14 protein-coding genes are annotated in these 17,309 nt (G+C 67.2%); 12 read left to right on the top strand and 2 right to left on the bottom strand.

The window, feature by feature from the left end; genetic code table 11:
- Positions 1-90: 90 nt before the first annotated feature.
- Positions 91-1,689, bottom strand: a complete 1,599-nt coding sequence (locus ABRP34_RS02795; RefSeq protein WP_353712180.1) for an ABC-F family ATP-binding cassette domain-containing protein — start codon at positions 1,687-1,689, stop codon at positions 91-93.
- 314 nt (positions 1,690-2,003) lie between these two features.
- On the opposite strand from ABRP34_RS02795, the gene ABRP34_RS02790 reads away from it, so the two are divergent.
- The 9 genes from ABRP34_RS02790 (at position 2,004) to ABRP34_RS02750 (ending at position 12,322) form a co-directional block, all read left to right on the top strand.
- The gene (locus ABRP34_RS02790) at positions 2,004-2,678 is read left to right on the top strand and encodes a biotin transporter BioY (RefSeq protein WP_353712179.1); all 675 of its coding nucleotides are present in this window, start codon (positions 2,004-2,006) and stop codon (positions 2,676-2,678) included.
- Positions 2,675-3,400, top strand: a complete 726-nt coding sequence (locus ABRP34_RS02785; RefSeq protein WP_003799564.1) for an ABC transporter ATP-binding protein — start codon at positions 2,675-2,677, stop codon at positions 3,398-3,400. The genes ABRP34_RS02790 and ABRP34_RS02785 overlap by 4 nt, the downstream gene beginning before the upstream one ends.
- Positions 3,397-4,020 (top strand): energy-coupling factor transporter transmembrane protein EcfT, encoded by a 624-nt coding sequence (locus tag ABRP34_RS02780; RefSeq protein ID WP_003799561.1) that lies wholly within the window; start codon positions 3,397-3,399, stop codon positions 4,018-4,020. The genes ABRP34_RS02785 and ABRP34_RS02780 overlap by 4 nt, the downstream gene beginning before the upstream one ends.
- A gap of 277 nt (positions 4,021-4,297) precedes the next feature.
- A complete protein-coding gene (locus ABRP34_RS02775) occupies positions 4,298-5,731 on the top strand; it encodes an FAD-linked oxidase C-terminal domain-containing protein (RefSeq protein WP_353712178.1) in 1,434 nt (477 codons plus the stop codon).
- An 86-nt stretch (positions 5,732-5,817) separates the two neighbouring features.
- Positions 5,818-7,461 (top strand): ABC transporter substrate-binding protein, encoded by a 1,644-nt coding sequence (locus tag ABRP34_RS02770; protein WP_353712177.1) that lies wholly within the window; start codon positions 5,818-5,820, stop codon positions 7,459-7,461.
- Between the two features lie 37 nt (positions 7,462-7,498).
- Positions 7,499-8,452: an ABC transporter permease gene (locus ABRP34_RS02765; protein ID WP_353712176.1), complete on the top strand. Its 954-nt coding sequence runs from the start codon at positions 7,499-7,501 to the stop codon at positions 8,450-8,452.
- Positions 8,449-9,300, top strand: a complete 852-nt coding sequence (locus ABRP34_RS02760; RefSeq protein ID WP_353712175.1) for an ABC transporter permease — start codon at positions 8,449-8,451, stop codon at positions 9,298-9,300. The genes ABRP34_RS02765 and ABRP34_RS02760 overlap by 4 nt, the downstream gene beginning before the upstream one ends.
- Before the next feature lie 26 nt (positions 9,301-9,326).
- Positions 9,327-11,111 (top strand): ABC transporter ATP-binding protein, encoded by a 1,785-nt coding sequence (locus ABRP34_RS02755; protein WP_353713294.1) that lies wholly within the window; start codon positions 9,327-9,329, stop codon positions 11,109-11,111.
- On the top strand, positions 11,108-12,322 hold the full coding sequence (locus tag ABRP34_RS02750; protein WP_353712174.1) for a PLP-dependent aminotransferase family protein: 1,215 nt from the start codon (positions 11,108-11,110) through the stop codon (positions 12,320-12,322). The genes ABRP34_RS02755 and ABRP34_RS02750 overlap by 4 nt, the downstream gene beginning before the upstream one ends.
- 90 nt (positions 12,323-12,412) lie before the next feature.
- Here ABRP34_RS02750 and ABRP34_RS02745 read toward each other — a convergent pair whose 3' ends face one another.
- Positions 12,413-13,420 (bottom strand): LacI family DNA-binding transcriptional regulator, encoded by a 1,008-nt coding sequence (locus ABRP34_RS02745; protein ID WP_353713293.1) that lies wholly within the window; start codon positions 13,418-13,420, stop codon positions 12,413-12,415.
- 210 nt (positions 13,421-13,630) lie between these two features.
- Between ABRP34_RS02745 and ABRP34_RS02740 the strand changes: the two genes are divergently transcribed.
- From ABRP34_RS02740 to ABRP34_RS02730, 3 genes are all read left to right on the top strand, one after another.
- On the top strand, positions 13,631-14,866 hold the full coding sequence (locus tag ABRP34_RS02740) for a Gfo/Idh/MocA family oxidoreductase (protein WP_353712173.1): 1,236 nt from the start codon (positions 13,631-13,633) through the stop codon (positions 14,864-14,866).
- Positions 14,867-15,053: 187 nt separating this feature from the next.
- Positions 15,054-16,277 (top strand): extracellular solute-binding protein, encoded by a 1,224-nt coding sequence (locus ABRP34_RS02735; RefSeq protein WP_353712172.1) that lies wholly within the window; start codon positions 15,054-15,056, stop codon positions 16,275-16,277.
- Between the two features lie 87 nt (positions 16,278-16,364).
- On the top strand, positions 16,365-17,300 hold the full coding sequence (locus ABRP34_RS02730; protein ID WP_353713292.1) for a sugar ABC transporter permease: 936 nt from the start codon (positions 16,365-16,367) through the stop codon (positions 17,298-17,300).
- Positions 17,301-17,309: the final 9 nt, after the last annotated feature.

Here is a 17,309-nt window from a genome sequence, read left to right as displayed (position 1 = left end):
GGAACCAGTCTGGTCCGGGGGTCTGACATTAAAGGACGGCAGCGGGCGCCGGCAGCGATAGCTGCCATACCCGGCCGGCCCACGGTGAAACTATGCCAGCGTGATGAGGTCCAGGTAGTCCTCGTTCCAGAGGTCCTCAACGCCGTCGGGCAGCAGCACCACACGCTCCGGGTTGAGTGCTTCAACGGCGCCTTCATCGTGGCTGACCAGGACGACGGCGCCGGTGTAGTTGCGCAGGGCCCCGAGGATCTCCGCACGGCTGGCAGGGTCAAGGTTGTTCGTGGGCTCGTCCAGCAGGAGAACGTTCGCACTCGAGGCCACGATGGTGGCCAGCGCCAGACGGGTCTTCTCACCGCCGGAGAGCACGCCGGCGGGCTTGTCGACGTCGTCACCGGAGAACAGGAACGAGCCCAGGATGCCGCGGACCTCGGCGTCCTTCATGTCCGGCGCGGATGACCGCATGTTTTCGAGGACGGTGCGGTCGTGGTCCAGGGTCTCGTGTTCCTGGGCGTAGTAGCCCACCTTGAGCCCGTGTCCGGGGACGATGTCGCCGGTGTCCGGGCGGTCCACGCCCGCGAGCATCCGCAGCAGCGTGGTCTTGCCGGCACCGTTGAGGCCGAGGATGACCACCTTGGACCCGCGGTCGATGGCGAGGTCCACGTCGGTGAAGATCTCCAGCGAACCGTAGGACTTGCTGAGGCCTTCTGCGGTGAGCGGGGTCCGGCCGCAGGGCGACGGGTCCGGGAACCGCAGCGCAGCCACGCGGTCCTGTGCGCGGACAGATTCCAGTCCGCTGAGCAGCCGCTCGGCGCGCTTGGCCATGTTCTGCGCGGCGACAGCCTTGGTGGCCTTGGCACGCATCTTGTTGGCCTGGTCCATCAGGACCTGGGCCTTCTTCTCGGCGTTGGCGCGTTCGCGCTTGCGGGCGCGCTCGTCGGTCTCGCGCTGCTGAAGGTAGCGCTTCCAGCCCATGTTGTAGAAGTCGATCTGGGCCCGGTTCGCGTCCAGGTGGTACACCTTGTTGACGGTGGCCTCCAGCAGTTCCACGTCGTGGCTGATCACGATCAGGCCGCCCTGGTGGTTCTTGAGGAAGTCCCGGAGCCAGGAGATGGAATCCGCGTCGAGGTGGTTGGTGGGCTCATCCAGCAGCATGGTTTCCGCGCCGGAGTACAGGATGCGTGCCAGTTCCACGCGGCGCCGCTGGCCGCCGGACAGCGTCTTCAGGGGCTGGTTGAGGATCCGTTCCGGCAGCGCGAGGTTGGAGGAAATGGCGGCTGCTTCGGCTTCCGCCGCGTACCCGCCGCCGGACAGGAATTCGTTTTCGAGCCGGTCGTACCGGCCCATGGCCTTGCGCTGGACCTCCGGGTCCTCGCTGGCCATGTCCGCCTGCGCCTTCTTCAGCTTGCCGACGACGACGTCCAGGCCGCGGGCCGACAGGATCCGGTCCCGCGCCAGCTGCTCCATGTCCGGCGTGCGCGGATCCTGGGGCAGGTACCCGATCTCGCCGCTGCGGGTCACTTTGCCGGCGGCAGGCAGGCCTTCACCGGCGAGGACGCGGGTCAGCGTGGTCTTGCCGGCACCGTTGCGGCCGACAAGGCCGATCTTGTCACCCTTGTCGATGCGGAAGCTCACCTGGTCCATGAGCAGGCGGGCGCCGGCACGGAGTTCAAGTTCCTGAACGGTAATCACAGCAGGTAAGGCCTTTCACAACAGGGAATGCCGCAGCACGGCAGGTTGCATGCCGCGCGGCGTCACGTAAGGAACACCGGGGATGCCGGCCGGAGAACGGCCCGTTCAAGTCTACCGGCCGGTGCAACCCGGGCAGAACACGCCTTCGCCGCCAGGCAAGAGTGGAATACCGGCCAGGAAGAGCGGAGTATTTGTACCCAGCACCAGACCCCGTGCAGTCCCTCTTGTAGAACAGCAACAAAATGCGGCTACTCCCGGGCCAGTAACGTCAACAGCAGCCGATAATTGTTTGTACCCCTCCGACAGGACCTCCCATGACCCAGACCCATTCCGCCGGCACCCTGCAGCCGGCTAAGCGCAACCGCTGGAACGCCACCGACCTCGGACTCATCGCCGTCTTCGCCGCGCTCGTGGCGGCGTCAGCCCTGGTTGCGGCCATCCCCGTGGGCGGCCTCGGCGTTCCCATCACGCTCCAGACGCTCGCCGTCATGCTGACCGGACTCGCGCTCGGGCCCGGCCGCGCCTTCGCCGCCGTCGGCCTCCATACCCTGCTTGGGCTCGCCGGTCTCCCCATCTTCAGTGGCGGCCGCAGCGGGCTGGGGATCCTGGCCGGACCGTCGGCCGGCTACATCATCGCGTTCCCCCTCGCCGCTGCGGCGGTGGGCTGGATGGCCGCCGTCATCATCCGCCGCACGGTGAAGTTCCGCGCCGTGTTCCTTTTCGCTGCCGCGATGGTCGCCGGCATTGTGCTGATCCACGGACTGGGCATCGCCGGCATGATGGTCAACGCCAAGCTGGACTTCGCCAAGGCCTTCCTGGCCGATCTCCCCTTCTACCCGGGTGACATCATCAAGAACGTCCTCGCCGTTGCTGTGGCCATCGCCCTGCACAAGGCCTTCCCGGACCTGCTGGTCCGCCGCGTCCGCAAGGTCCCGCAGCAGCCCGCCACACCGGAAGCCCCCAAGCCGGAAGCCTCCGCGCAACAGTGAGCACCATCTCCCTCAGGAACGCAGGGGTCAGCGTGGCCGTCGACGGCCGCCCTGACCCCAAGGTCCTGCTGCAGGACATAAGCCTGGAGCTCACCGAGGAGCGGATCGGTGTGATCGGAGCCAACGGCTCCGGCAAGTCCACGCTGCTCCGCCTGCTCAACGGCCTCGTGGCGCCCACCGAAGGGACCGTGACCGTCAACGGCGCCGACACGGTCCGCAATGTGCGCGCCGTGCGCCAGCAGGTGGGGTTCGTCTTCACCGATCCCCTCTCCCAACTGGTCATGCCCACCGGGCGTGAGGACGTGGAGCTCTCCCTCCGGCGTTCGGTGCGGCACGGGAAGGAACGCCGGGACAAGACGACGGCCGCCCTGGACCGGTTCGGCCTCCTGCCGCTGGCGGACCAGAGCATCTATGAACTCTCCGGCGGCGAACGGCAGCTTCTCGCCCTGGCGTCCGTGCTGGCAGTGGAACCCGGAGTGCTCGTGCTGGACGAGCCGTCCACGCTGCTGGACCTCCGGAACCGCGAGCTGCTGCGCCGCACCCTCGCCGGCCTCAGCCAGCAGATCGTGATGTCCACCCATGACCTGGAGCTGGCGCTGGACATGGACCGGGTTCTGGTGGTCGATTCCGGACGGATAGCGTACGACGGCGGTGCTGCCGCCGCCGTCGGGCATTACCGCTCGCTGTCCGCCCGGAGCCTGTCAGGCGGGGACTTCCGGTGAGGGGCCACGGCTTCCTGCTCGCCAACTACGTGCCCGGCACGTCCCTGATCCACCGCATGCCGCTGTGGCTGAAGTTCCTGCTGGTCCTGGCCTGCGGAATGGCCTCGTTCCTGATCGTCGACTGGCGGCTGGCTGCCGGAGCCCTCCTGGTGATGTGCGTGCTGTTCCTGCTCAGCGGCGCCGGGGCCGTGCGCCTTTTCCGGGCGGTGCGGCCGCTGCTGCCCATCCTGCTGGTCATCGGCGCGTTCCAGTGGTGGCAGCTCGGCGGGCCGGTTGCCGCGCGGATCGTCCTGAACATCCTGCTGTGCGTCGTGGCGGCGTCCCTGCTGACCGCCACCACGCCGCTGCACCGCCTGCTCGACGGCGTGGTTTCCCTCGCCCGCCCGTTCCGGCGCTTCGGCGCGGACCCCGAGCGCTTTGCCCTGACCATCGCCATTATGCTGCGGAGCATTCCCTTTATTGCCGGGGCTTTCGCTGACGTCCGGGATTCGGCGCGTGCCCGCGGACTGGAACGCAACCCGCGGGCACTGGTCCTGCCGGTATTCATCACCACCGTTGCGTATGCCCGCCATACCGGCGAGGCGCTGGCCGCCCGCGGGCTGGGCGAACCCGAAGACTGAGCGCCGTCAATTGACGTAAGAAAACGCAAAGTACTTCCCCGTTTTTTATTTCCCTCTGTGAAGCAATTTGAGCATTAAAAAACTTTATTGACGGCGAATTGCGAAATGTAAATGGCCTGTCATCAAAACTGGCGGATCCCTCGCAGCCCCAATTACTTTTTCTGCAGTGAGCGCTCCCGGACGCATCGAGGCCGGGAGACAAAGTGCTCTTGAGTTGACGCCGCCATCGGACTGGTTCCGGATAACGGTGCCACCTCAGGAAGAAAGTGACCCCGAGGTGACCTCAGTAGAAACGGAACCGGCGCTCAGCGCCGTCGACACGCTTGTCCGCGAGCTCGCAACGCTGCATCCGGAGATCGAAGTGCTGCGGCCCTCTCCTGAGACCGGCCCCTACGGCCATGATGCAGCCACGGCGCGCAGCGCCAACGGAAAGCTCGCACCCGGCGGCACCGCCCCGGACGGTCCCGCCGTCGCCCTGCCCGGGGACGCCAAACAGGTGCAGGCACTGGTCCGCACCGCCGCCGCGCACGGGGTGACAGTGGTTCCGCGCGGCGCAGGGTCGGGACTGTCGGGCGGGGCGAGCGCCGCGGCGGACCAGCTTGTCCTGTCCACCGAACGGCTGAACCGCATCCTGGAGGTTTCCCCGCTCGACGAGGTGGCCGTCGTCGAGCCCGGCGTCATCAACGCTGAACTCAACGCCCACCTCCAGCCTCACGGCCTGTTCTACGCGCCGGACCCGGCCAGCTTTGAAATCTCGAGCATCGGCGGCAACATCGCCACCAACGCCGGCGGGCTGCGGTGCGCCAAATACGGGGTGACCCGGGAATCTGTCCTGGCCCTCGACGTCGTACTGGCCGACGGCAGCCTCATCACGGTGGGACACCGGTCCATCAAGGGCGTGACCGGGTTCGACCTGACGTCCCTTTTTGTGGGGTCCGAGGGCACCCTTGGGATCGTGGTCCGGGCCACCGTCCGTCTCCGGCCCCTCCCCGTGGCGCGCAGGACCCTCAGCGCCTTCTTCGCCGGCACACGCGAAGGCACCGCAGGCCTGGCCGCCATCACGCTCTCGCCCGTCCGCCCGGCCGTGATCGAGTTCTTCGACACCCCCAGCCTGGAAAACATCGACGACCATTCCGGAACCGGACTGCGCCAGCGCGGCGGAGCGCTGATCCTGATCGAAATCGACGGCTACGGCATCGACGAGCAGGCCCGCGACCTGAGCGCCGCGCTCACGGCAGTTGGCGGTCACGTCACCGTCGAGACCGAAGAACAGGCCGCCCTGCTGTGGGAGCTGCGCCGGAGCGGACGCGGCTTCCCCGAGGGACAGTGGTTCATCGGCGAGGACATCGCCGTGCCCAAGTCACAGCTGCCCAGGGTTTACGAGGCATTCCCCGCGCTGGAAGCGCGCTACGGCGTTCGGATCTCGGCCGTCTCACATGCCGGGGACGGCAACCTCCACCCGGTCATCTCCCGGGAGATAGGGCCCGACGACGATCCGGCCGTTCCGCCGGCGACGCTCGCCGAGGCCGCCACCGAGCTGGTTCGCGTCGCCCTCGCCCTGGGCGGCACCGTCACCGGAGAACACGGGGTGGGCACCATCAAGCGTGAATGGGCCGCCCTGGAACTCTCCGAACGGAACCTGCAGGCGCAGCAGGCCATCAAGGACGCCCTGGACCCGGAGCATCGGCTCAATCCCGGCAAGGCCTTCTAAGGCGCCTCCCACAACGGGCCGGTCGCGCACGCCGGTCCGCCACAACACCTCCCGCGTTCCCCACATACTTTCCAAGGAGATTTCCCATGTCCTCAGCCCTTTGGCCGCGGCGCGCCTTCCTCGCGACCGTCAGTGCCGCCACCGCCTCCGTACTCCTCACCGCATGCGGCGGTGCGACGACGACCGGTCCGTCCGGCGACGGCACGCCGGTCGACGGCGGCAACCTGACCTTCCTGATCCAGGGCTATGACACCGGCTGGGTGTCCAGCAAGACATCGATCTCCAGCTACGAGGGCAACCTCTGGGGCCAGATCACCGACAAGCTCGTCTATGTCGATGAGAAGGGAAAACTCAGCCCGTGGATCGCGGAAAGCTGGGAAGAACTCAACGGCGCGAAGGAGTTCGTCCTCCACCTGAAGAAGGGCGTGACGTTCTCCGACGGTTCACCGCTGGACGCGGCGGCCGTCGTCGCGAACCTCAACGCGTGGGCGAAGGGCGATCCCAGCCGCGGCGTCAGCAAGGTGGGCCTGTTCCCGTCCACGAACTTCCTGAAGGCCGAGGCGAAGGATGCCGGGACGGTCCGCGTCACGTTCTCCTCGCCCGCGCTGGGCTTCATCGCCACGCTGGGCTACCACGGCTGCATCCTGCTCTCACCCAAGACCCTCGCCCTTCCGGTGGAACAGCAGGCTGACCTGAAGCAGGAAATCGGCAGCGGCCCGTTCGTCGTCAAGTCGTGGAAGCAGGGTGACAGCTACGTCCTCGAAAAGCGCAAGGACTACAACTGGGGCCCCGCCGCACTGGGGCACAGCGGCCCCGCCCGCCTGGACACCATCACCTACAAGGTCATCAAGGACACCTCCGTCCGCACCTCCACGGTGGCCTCCGGCCAGGCTGAGGTGGCCTTCAACGTGGAACCGCAGGAGATCGATTCCCTCAAGGCGCAGGGCTTCACCGTGGGCACGCCGCGCTACCTCGGGTTCACGGACGGTTTCCAGGTCAACACCGGCACCTTCCCCACCAACGAGCTGAGCGTCCGGCAGGCCATCCAGCACGGAATCGACCGTGAAGAGATCCTCAAGACCGTCTACACCGGCGACTGGACCGCCGCCACGACGTTCCTGCAGGGCAACGTCCCCGAAGCCGGTGACTACAGCGGGCTCTTCAAATTCGATCCGGAAGCTGCGAAGAAGCTGCTCGAGGACGACGGCTGGAAGACCGGCGCCGACGGCTACCGCGTGAAGGACGGCAAGACGCTCGAACTCACCCTCTCCCCCAACCCCTACGTCCCCTCCACCAAGGCCGAGGACGAGCTGATCGCGCAGCAGCTGAAGAACGTCGGCATCAAGGTCAACCTCAAGGTTGTGGACGTGGCCGGTTACGCCGCCGTCCAGGCCAGCCACCCCCCGCTGTACCAGACGTCGCGCAGCTTCGTCGACGTCGGCACGGTCGCCGGCGTGCTGACCAGCCAGAACAACGGCGAGGACTGGTTCAGGCTGGGAACGAGCGACAAGAAGCTCAACGAGCTGTCCACCGCCGTCGCCACAGCCTCCGACCGGGAAACCCGCAAGAAGGTGGCCGGCGAGATCCAGCAGCACGTCCTGGAGCAGGGGTACTTCATCCCGCTCAACCAGCTCGTGCAGCGCCTCTACCTGATCTCGCCGAAGGTGCAGGGCGTCCAGTACAACGGCCTCGCGTACGCGAACTTCTACACCGCATGGATCGCCAAGTGACTCGCCCCATCCCCGGCAGCGGACACGGGGCGGTGACATGAAGCCGGCCTACCAGCGTTACGCGCTGACCAGGACGGCGCAGGCCGCGGTGGTTGTCCTGCTGGCCTACGTGCTGACCTTCCTGGTGACCAGCGTGCTCCCCGGGGACGCCGTCACCAACGCGCTCCGGGACCCGCAAAACGGCCTGAGCGAGCAGGAAATCCAGCGGATCGTGGCTTTCTACGGCCTCGACAAGCCGGTGCTGGTGCAGCTGGGGCTGTCGCTGGGGCGCTTCCTGACCGGGGAGCTGGGCTTCTCCCTGCAGTCGGACCTGCCGGTATCACGGCTGATCGGTGACGCCCTGCCCTCGACGCTGACCCTGGCCGGCAGTGCGCTGGTAATCGCTGTAGTCTTCGCGGCGGCCATCGCCTACGGCGCCCACCACCTTCCCGGCAAATGGTCCGGGGCGGTGCGGTCCATTCCGTCGTTTTTCCTTTCGGTGCCGAACTTCGTCATCGGGCTGGTGCTGATCGAACTGTTCGCCTTCCGCCTGCACTCGTTCACCACCACGGACCCGAACAGCCCGGCAGCCACACTGTTCGCTGCGGTCACCCTGGCGATTCCGGTATCGGCGCCGCTCGCCGAGGTGCTGATCGCCGGGCTGGACCACGAGTCGCGGCAGGACTACGCCCAGGTTGCCCGTTCACGCGGCATCACCGAGGCAGGCCTCTTCGTGAAGCATCTGGTGAAGCCCTCGGCACTGCCCTCCGTGGCCATGGTCGCGCTGATCGTGGGGGAACTGCTGGGCGGGTCCGTCATCACCGAGACAATTTTCGGCCGGGACGGCATCGGCACCGTGGTGCAGAAGGCCGTCACAGGCGAGGACCAGCCGGTGCTCCAGGCCGTGGTGTCCCTGTCCGCGGTTGTCTTCGTTGCGGTCAACCTCATCGCGGACCTCGTGTCCCCGCTGGTTGATCCGCGCATCAAGCTCAGAGAGGCGGTGGACGCATGACAACCGCCTTTACCCTGGAACGCCTGCGCGGCGTCGGCGGGGCCACGCGCCGCGGCACCCTGCGGCTTCCGCCCACGGTGGTGCTGTCCTTCCTGGTGGTGCTCACCGTGGAGCTGTGGTCCCTGTTGCCAGGACTGTTCACCTCCCACAGCCCGGTCACCGGGGACACCGCGACCAAGCTCGCCGCCCCGAGTCCGGGCCATTGGTTCGGGACCGATTACCTGGGGCGCGATCTGTATGCCCGAGTGGTGTTCGGCACTGCGTCATCGGTGACCAGCGCCCTGGTGGCGGTCCTCATCGGCCTCGTCGCCGGCAGCGCCATCGGCCTGGCCAGCGGATTCCGCGGCGGGTGGGTTGACGCCACCTTGGGCCGGCTCGTCGACGTTCTGCTCGCGGTCCCTGGCTTCCTGCTGGCCGTGGTCATCGTCAGCTCGCTCGGCTTCCAGACCATCAACGCCGCCATCGCAACCGGCGTGTCCGCCGTCGCCGTCTTTGCCCGCCTCATGCGGGCGGAAGTCCTGCGGATCAGGGGCGCCGTGTACGTCGAGGCGTCCTACCTGGAGGGCGGCAGCCGGCTGCACGTGCTGCTGCGGCACATCCTGCCGAACGCCTACCGGTCCGTACTGGTACTCGCCGTCCTGCAGTTTGGAACATCGATCCTGGTCATCGCCTCGCTGGCCTTCCTCGGCTACGGCGATCCGCCGCCGGCCTCCGACTGGGGTCTCCTGGTGGCCTCCGGCAAGACGTACGTCACCGCCCCGTGGCTGGTGTACGCCCCTGCCCTGGTCATCGTGATCACCGTGCTCTCCGTCAACCGGATCAGCCGATGGCTGCGGAAGGCGAAGTGATGGCCGTGCCGACGCAGGAGACCCCGATGCAGTCGACGCTGCGCCGCAGTGGAAAGGACAACAACGTGTCAGGACCCAACGGGACACTCCTCAGCGTGGAGAACCTGGCGGTGGCGTATGGCAGGAACGCCGTGGTGCGCGACGTCGGCTTCTCCCTGGAGCGCGGCCAGAGCCTCGCCCTGATCGGAGAATCAGGATCGGGCAAGTCAACCATCGCCAAGGCCATCCTGCGGCTGCTCCCGCACGACGATGTCACGGTCACCGGAAACGTGCGGCTGGACGGGCGGGAGACGCTCGGACTGCCGGACCGGCAGTTCCGCCCGCTCCGCGGCCGGCAGCTCGGGTTCATCCCGCAGGACCCCGGCTCCGCCCTGAACCCGGTCCGCACCATCGGATCGCAGGCCCACGAAGCAGCCGGCCTGCTCGGCGGGACCGACGCCGAGGAGCGGCGCTCGCGGATCCTCGCGGTGTTCGAACAGGTCGGTTTGCCGGACCCGGTCCGGGTCTACAACTCGTACCCGCACCAGCTTTCCGGCGGCATGCTCCAGCGGGTGCTGATCGGCCTGACGGTGCTTCCGCGGCCGTCGCTGATTGTGGCGGACGAGCCGACGTCGGCCCTGGACGTCACGGTCCAGAAGCTCATTCTGGACATGCTTTCCGAGCTGCGGCAGGAGCTGGACATCGGCCTGCTGCTCATTACGCATGACCTGGCGATTGCGGCCGAACGTGCGGACAGCCTCGTGGTGCTCAAGGACGGCGCTGTGCAGGAGAGCGGGACGGCGGGGCAGGTCTTTGAGGCGCCCCGCTCCGACTACGCCCGCAGCCTGCACGCCGACGTTCCGGCGCTCAACCCGGACCGCTACCGCAGCCAGCGGGCGGCCCACAACCAGGAAAAAGCGGACGACGACGGCCTGCCGACTTCTGTTGGGTTGGCACAGTTTGGTGGGTTGGCACAGTCTGGTGGGTCGGCGGACAGCGCGCCCCACATCGAGGTGCGCGGCGTTACCAAGCGCTTCTCCTCGCGCGGCAAGGACGTCCTGGCGGTCGACGGCGTGTCCTTCGCCGTGAAGCGCGGGACCACCCACGCCCTGGTGGGTGAATCCGGGTCCGGAAAGACCACTGCCATCCGGCTGCTCCTGGGCCTCGAACAGCCTGACTCCGGTGACATCACCGTGGGCGGGGACGGGATCCACGGCCGGTCGCACGCCGACCTGCGCGGGGTCCGCCGGCACCTGCAGCTGGTCTACCAGAACCCCTTCACCTCGCTGGACCCGACGTGGCGCGTCAGCAGGATCGTCCGTGAGCCGCTGGACCAGTTCGATGTCGGCAGCAAGGCCGGGCGCGCGGAGCGCGTGCAGGAGGTGCTCGCGTCCGTCGGCCTGCCGGAATCAGTCCTCGCCCGCCGCCCCGCACACCTCTCGGGCGGCCAGCGGCAGCGCGTGGCTATCGCCCGCGCACTGGTGCTGCGGCCCGACGTCGTGGTCCTGGACGAACCGACGTCGGCCCTGGACGTCAGCGTCCAGGCCGGAATCCTGGAACTGCTGGCCCGGATGCAGCGCGAGCTGGGGCTGACGTACCTGTTCGTCTCCCACGACCTGGCGCTGGTGAGGCAGATCGCGGACACAGTCTCCGTCCTGCGGCGCGGCCAGGTGGTGGAAGACGGGACCGTCGAGCAGATCTTCAGCCGGCCGCAGCACCCCTACACCCGGGAGCTGCTGGACGCGATCCCGCGCATCTCCCGGCCGGCACATGGGCCCGACACGCAGCACCAGAGCACAACGCCCGAACAATTTGCGGAGGCAACACCATGACCATCAGCCCCACTCTCCCCCTTGCCGCGGCGGACCGCCGCCCCGCCCTGGTGGCCGGTTTGAGCGCACCGAAAGGATTCGGTGACGCCACGCTGCGCGACCGGCGCGCGGACGCCATCGAGCTGCTGGGCGGCATTCCGGATCCGGGCGTACTCCCCACCCAGCAGCTTGCCGAGGCGACGGCCCGGGTCCTTTCCCGCCCTGGCGTACCGGCGCTGCAGTACTCCCGCACCGAGGGCATCTCACCGCTGCGGGAATGGATAGCCGAGCGCGAGGGCGTTCCGGTGAACCGGATCATCGTGACCAACGGCGGGTTCCACGGCCTGGCACTGGCGATCCAGGCCGTCGTCGAACGCGGGGATCTGGTTGCTGTCGACAACCCGATCTTTCCGCTGTTCCTGCGCGGGCTGGAACTGTCGGCCGCCGAGATCCTGCCGGTCGCCGTCGGCCCCTCCGGGCTCGACGTCGGGCAGCTGGCGGACCTGCTGCGCGCCGGCGCCCGCCCGTCGGCGCTGTACACGGTCCCGGACTTCCACAACCCCACCCAGGGCACGCTGTCCGAGGAGGGGCGCCGTGAGCTGGTCAGGCTCGCTGAGCAGTACGGGTTCATTGTGTTCGCGGACAACCCGTACCGGGAGCTGTGGTTTTCCAAGCCCGCGGCGGGCTCTGACGTGTTCAACGCCTCGGAGCACGTCATCCACATCAACACCTTCACCAAGACACTCGGCCCGGGCCTGCGCCTTGGCTGGGCTGTGGTTCCGGAGCATCTGACCAGAGACATCGTGGCGCTCCGCAGCCGGCAGGACTCACACAGTTCCACACTCGTGCAGGCCGTGGTCGGCGAGCTCCTCACCTCGGATCCGGGCCTGTTCGATGCGACTCTGGACCGGGCAAGGGCCCTGTACCGGAACCGCGCACAGACCCTGGTGAACGCCCTTGAACGCGAGGCGCCAGGCGTCTTCGACGCCGACGTACCCGACGGCGGGCTGTTCCTGTGGCCGCGGCTGCTGGACAACAGCATCGACGCGGACCGGCTCGCTGCCGACGCCAGTGCCGAGGGCATCGAATACCAGCGGGGCTCGTTCTTCCCCTCGGGCCCGGGCACCGACGCCGACCGGCACCTTCGCCTGGCCTACGGCCACGTCAGCGAGCCGCAGCTGGAGGAGGCGGCCGCACGTTTGGGCCGCGCGCTGCGGCGGCAGGCGGGGTAAACAGACTCGGCGCGGCTTGCAAACCCAACTGGGTCGCAGCACAGGGCGTTCTGAGCGCTCAGAACCCCCACAGCTGCGACCCAGTTGGGTTTACCGCTGCACAGGCCCTGTCGACTGCCCTTCCTCGAAACGGCAGATCACCACGGCCTGGCGCATGGGGCCGCCCGGCTCCTCGAGCTGGTCTACGAGCGTTTCGACACCCATGCGTCCCAGCTCCGTGCTGGGCAGCGTGAGGACAGTCAGCCGGGGATCCGTCGCTGCAGCCCCGTCCGGCGTTGAGCCAATCAGCAGGACCGACATGTCCCCGGGGACGTCTATGCCGCGCCTATTCAGGCCGTTCAGGAAGCCGAACGACGCGTTGTCGTTCATGAGGATCACTGCCGTCGTGTCCGGGGCTGTTTCGAGCAGCTTTTCGGCGGCGCCCTGACCTGACATCGGCGACTCCTCGCAGGAGAGGTGGACTGATTCCAGCCCGCGGCGCTCCACTTCCGCGGCAAAGGTCGCCCGGCTCCGCACCACAGGACCGTAGCCGCTGAGGGCATGCTCGGCCCCGCCGCTGTCCACGAAACAGAGCCGGCTGTGGCCCAGCCCCTCCAGGTAGGAGACGGCCTCGATCATGGAATTCTCAAAGTCGACGTCAACGTACGGCAGTTCCTCCGGATGCCGCGTCCGTCCGATCAGGGCAAACGGCAACGTGGATCGCTGCAGCCGCTCCACCCGGGCATCGTCCAGCTGCACTTCCATGAGCAGGACACCGTCGATGAAGCCGCTTGAGATGAGCTCCTCAATCTGCTCGGCGTCGTTGCTGATGGGCCACAGCACAAGGTTGTAGCCGAGGTCCTTCGCCGTCTGGGTCGCGCTGGTGAAGAACTTTACGGCGGTCTCGCTGAGCCGCCGCTGCAGCGCAGGGTAGAGCAGGGCAATGATCCGGGTGCGCTTGCTGGCCAGCGCACGTCCCAGGGCATTCCGGCGATAGCCAAGCTGCTGCATGGCCTCCTCGACCCTGGCGCGGGTGGCCGGGGCAACCGGTTTGGTGTCATTGATGACAAAGGACACCGTGGCGATCGAGACGTCCGCCAGCCTCGCAACGTCTCTCATGGTGGGCACAGCACGCCTCTTTCAGTTCAGACTCGGGGAACCGGACAGGACTCCAGTAAAGCGGTTAACTTTTTCCTTGACAACCCCGCGGTGCGGCATGCAGAGTTGTTCCGACATCCCCCGACATATTGAAGCCACGCCGGACTTTGGCCGTTGAGTTAACCGCTTAACTTTCTGTCCGCACGGACCCACTTTTTCGACAGGAGGACGATGACGTCCACAACATCAGAGCCCGGAAAGCTGCGGATAGCCCTCATCGGCTACTCGTTCATGGGCTCCATTCACGCCCAAGCCTGGATCACGGCACCGCGGTTCTTCGACCTCGGCGTGGTACCCGTCCTCGCAGCGGTCTGCGGCCGCGACCAGGAAGCAGCCCAATCTTTCGCCAACAGGTTCGGCATCGGCCGGGTGGAGACCGACTGGCGGACCCTCGTGGCCGACCCGGACATCGACGCCGTCGACATCTGCGCCCCCGGGAACCTTCACGCAGAGATTGCCATGGCCGCGCTCGAGGCCGGCAAGCACGTCCTCTGCGAAAAGCCCCTCGCCAACACAGTGGGCGAAGCCGAGAGAATGGCCCTCGCTGCGGAGGAGGCGAAGGCCCGGGGCGCCCTGGCGATGGTCGGCTTCAGCTACCGCCGGACACCGGCACTCGCCTACGCACGGGAGCTGGTCCGGGACGGCAGGCTCGGCACCATCCGCCATATCCGTGCCTCGTATCTGCAGGACTGGATCGTGGATGAGGAGTTCCCGCTGGTCTGGCGCCTACAGAAGGACAAAGCCGGTTCAGGTGCGCTCGGCGACATCGGCGCACACATCATCGACCTCGCGCAGTACGTGACCGGCCACCGCCTGGCAGGGATCAGCGCGCTGACGGAGACTTTTGTGAAGACCAGGCCGTATGCCGGTTCGTCGTCCGGACTCCAGGCCCAGCCGGGCCCCGAGCCAGCATCCGGCCTGCGAGCGCAGGGCCACGAGAAGCCCGAACGGGGCGCAGTGACCGTGGATGATGCCGCCGTCGTCATCGGACGGACCGCCGAAGGGGCGCTGGCTACGTTCGAGGCAACCCGCTTCGCCACCGGCCGCAAGAATGCCATCAGGCTTGAGGTTAATGGTTCACGCGGTTCGCTGGCCTTCGACTTCGAGGACCTCAATGAGCTGTGGTTCCATGACCACACCGACCCCGCCGAATCGTCAGGCTTCCGCCGCATTCTCGTCACGGAGCCCAATCACCCGTACGCCGGAGCGTGGTGGCCGCCCGGACATGGGCTCGGCTACGACCACGCCTTCGTCCATCAGGCAGCCGACTTCGCCCGGTGCGTCGCCCGCGGCGAACAGCCGGAGCCATCGTTCGCGGAGGGGCTGCAGATCCAGCGCCTCCTCGACGCCGCAGAGGCCAGTGCCGCCAACAACGCCCAGTGGCAGGACGTAACGGCCGGCGCGTAGCCCGCCGTCGTTCCCGGCACGAACCAACCACCGGAGCCATTAAGTAAAACCCAGCCAACCGCAGCGGCCATAGGCCGCCCGGATGATCCCGTGCACCCGGAACCACCGAACCCCCGGACGAACGAATCACCGGAACCACCGAACACCCAACACCGCAACCACCGAAACACGGCAAAGGAGCCCCCTCATGAAGAAATCATCACTCACCTGCCTGATGGCCATGGCCGCCATCGCGCCCCTCGCCCTCACCGCCTGCGGAGGGGGCAGCAGCCAGGCCGCCGCCAGCGAAAAGGTCGACTCGCTCACCGTCCTTGACTACTACAACAACGAACCTGACAAGACCCACATCCAGGGCGCGCTGGACAAGTGCGCCGCGCAGCTGGGCGTGACCCTCAAGCGCGAGACCGTCCCCGGCAAGGACCTCATCCAGAAGGTCCTCCAGCGGTCGTCCTCCCGGACCCTGCCGGATGTGCTGATGCTGGACAACCCCGACGTGCAGGAGATCGCGGCAACCGGGGGCCTGGCCCCGCTGGACGACTTCGGTGTGGACACTTCCGGCTTTGCCCAGGGCATGCTGGACGCCGCCACGTACGAGGGCAAGGTGTACGGCCTGGCCCCCACCGCCAACACGCTGGGTCTGTTCTACAACAAGGAGATGCTCGCCGCTGCCGGTATCCAGCCGCCCAAGACCTGGGATGAGCTGAAGGCAGCGGCGTCAAAGCTGACCACCGGCGACCGTTACGGCCTGGCGTTCTCCGCGATCGCCACCTATGAAGGCAGCTGGCAGTTCCTGCCCTTCATGTGGACCAACGGCGGGGAGGAAACCGACCTGAAGAGCCCCAAGGTGGCGGAGGCGCTGGGCTTCGTTGACGGCCTGGTGGCCTCGGGGTCGGCGTCCAAGAGCGTGGTGAACTGGAGCCAGGCGGACGTGCGGGACCAGTTCGCTGCAGGCAAGGCCGCCATGATGATCAACGGACCGTGGCAGATCCCCTCACTGGCCAAAACGCCGAACATCAAGTGGGAGGCTGTCCAGGTCCCCGTCAACGCACAGGGGCAGACGCCCGTAGCGCCGCTGGGTGGCGAGGTCTGGACGGTGCCGCAGACCGGCAACAGGGCTAAGCAGGCCAAGTCCGCTGAGCTGGTGGCGTGCATCAGCAGCGATGAGAACCAGCTGGCCCTGGCCAAGGAGCGCTTCACGGTTCCCACCAAGACCGCCCTTGCGGGTGAGCACGTGAAGGCCGTTCCTGAGATGGCAGCGTTCACTGAGCAGGTGGCCAACGCCCAGTCCCGGACGGGCAAGCTCGGCAAGGAATGGCCCAAGACGGCAACGGTCATTTACACCGCAATCCAGCTGGCGCTGACCGACCAGGCTTCCCCGCAGGAGGCCTTCACCAAGGCCGAGGCGAAGTAGGCCCGGCATGAGGCAAGCACCCACCACGTATAACGGAGAGGAGCCACGGCCGTGCCGACACTGACCACCAGCCCGGCGCCGGGAGACCTGTCCCCCGCCACCACCGCGGGCACGGCAGAAGGGGACGGACGACGGCGGGGCTTCCGCCGGGAGCGCCTGGTCCAGGCACTCTTCCTAGCGCCCGCTGCACTCTTCCTCCTGCTGTTCTTCGGCTACCCCGTGGTGAAGAACGTGGTGATGAGCCTGCAGGAGTACACCACCCGGACCTTCTTCACCGGAGAAGCACCCTGGGTTGGCATGGCGAACTATGCCACCGCCGTCGGAAGCAGCCTTTTCGCCCCGGCGATGCTCAACACGGCACTGTTCACCCTGGGTTCGATCGCCGGCCAGTTTGTCATTGGACTGGCCCTGGCCAGTTTCTTCAAACGGCGGTTCCCGCTGAGCGGTTTCCTCCGTTCGATGCTGCTGCTGCCGTGGCTGCTGCCGCTGATCGTCTCGAGTGCAACGTGGCGGTCGATCCTCGACCAGGACAGCGGCATCCTCAACGCGTTCCTGCGGAACCTCGGTCTTATCCAGGAGCCAGTCCCCTGGCTGACCAGCCCGTCGGTGGCGCTGCTGGCCGTGGTCCTGGTCAACATCTGGGTGGGCATTCCCTTCAACGTCACCCTCCTCTACGGCGGCCTGCAGGAGATTCCCGAGGAGCTGTACGAGGCGGGCGCCGTCGACGGCGCAACCGGCTGGAAGGCGTTCTGTCACATCACCTGGCCAAACCTGCGCCCGGTGGTCAGCGTGGTCCTGGTCCTCGGCGTCGTCTACACGCTCAAGGTCCTGGACATCATCCTTGGGCTGACAAACGGCGGACCGGCGAACGCCACCCAGACCCTGGCCGTGCGCTCCTACCAGGAGTCGTTCGTCAACTTCCAGTTCGGCGTCGGCGCTGCCTTCAGCAACATCCTGATCCTGATCTCACTGGTGTTTGCGGTGGTCTACCTCCGCATGAACCGCCGTGCGGTCGACGAGTAAGAGGAGCAC

Source organism: Arthrobacter sp. K5 (assembly GCF_040448525.1).
Classification (GTDB): domain Bacteria; phylum Actinomycetota; class Actinomycetes; order Actinomycetales; family Micrococcaceae; genus Arthrobacter; species Arthrobacter globiformis.
The sequence above is the reverse complement of the archived record's forward strand: the minus strand, read 5'-3'. Positions and strand labels throughout refer to the sequence as shown.

What these genes read in the sequence shown, in the direction of transcription:
- ABRP34_RS02750 (WP_353712174.1), top strand. Translation starts at nt 11,108, where the DNA reads ATGACCATCAGCCCCACTCTCCCCCTTGCCGCGGCGGACCGCCGCCCC.
- ABRP34_RS02740 (WP_353712173.1), top strand. Translation starts at nt 13,631, where the DNA reads ATGACGTCCACAACATCAGAGCCCGGAAAGCTGCGGATAGCCCTCATC.
- ABRP34_RS02765 (WP_353712176.1), top strand. Translation starts at nt 7,499, where the DNA reads ATGAAGCCGGCCTACCAGCGTTACGCGCTGACCAGGACGGCGCAGGCC.
- ABRP34_RS02770 (WP_353712177.1), top strand. Translation starts at nt 5,818, where the DNA reads ATGTCCTCAGCCCTTTGGCCGCGGCGCGCCTTCCTCGCGACCGTCAGT.
- ABRP34_RS02790 (WP_353712179.1), top strand. Translation starts at nt 2,004, where the DNA reads ATGACCCAGACCCATTCCGCCGGCACCCTGCAGCCGGCTAAGCGCAAC.
- ABRP34_RS02755 (WP_353713294.1), top strand. Translation starts at nt 9,327, where the DNA reads ATGCAGTCGACGCTGCGCCGCAGTGGAAAGGACAACAACGTGTCAGGA.
- ABRP34_RS02735 (WP_353712172.1), top strand. Translation starts at nt 15,054, where the DNA reads ATGAAGAAATCATCACTCACCTGCCTGATGGCCATGGCCGCCATCGCG.
- ABRP34_RS02745 (WP_353713293.1), bottom strand. Translation starts at nt 13,420, where the DNA reads ATGAGAGACGTTGCGAGGCTGGCGGACGTCTCGATCGCCACGGTGTCC.
- ABRP34_RS02760 (WP_353712175.1), top strand. Translation starts at nt 8,449, where the DNA reads ATGACAACCGCCTTTACCCTGGAACGCCTGCGCGGCGTCGGCGGGGCC.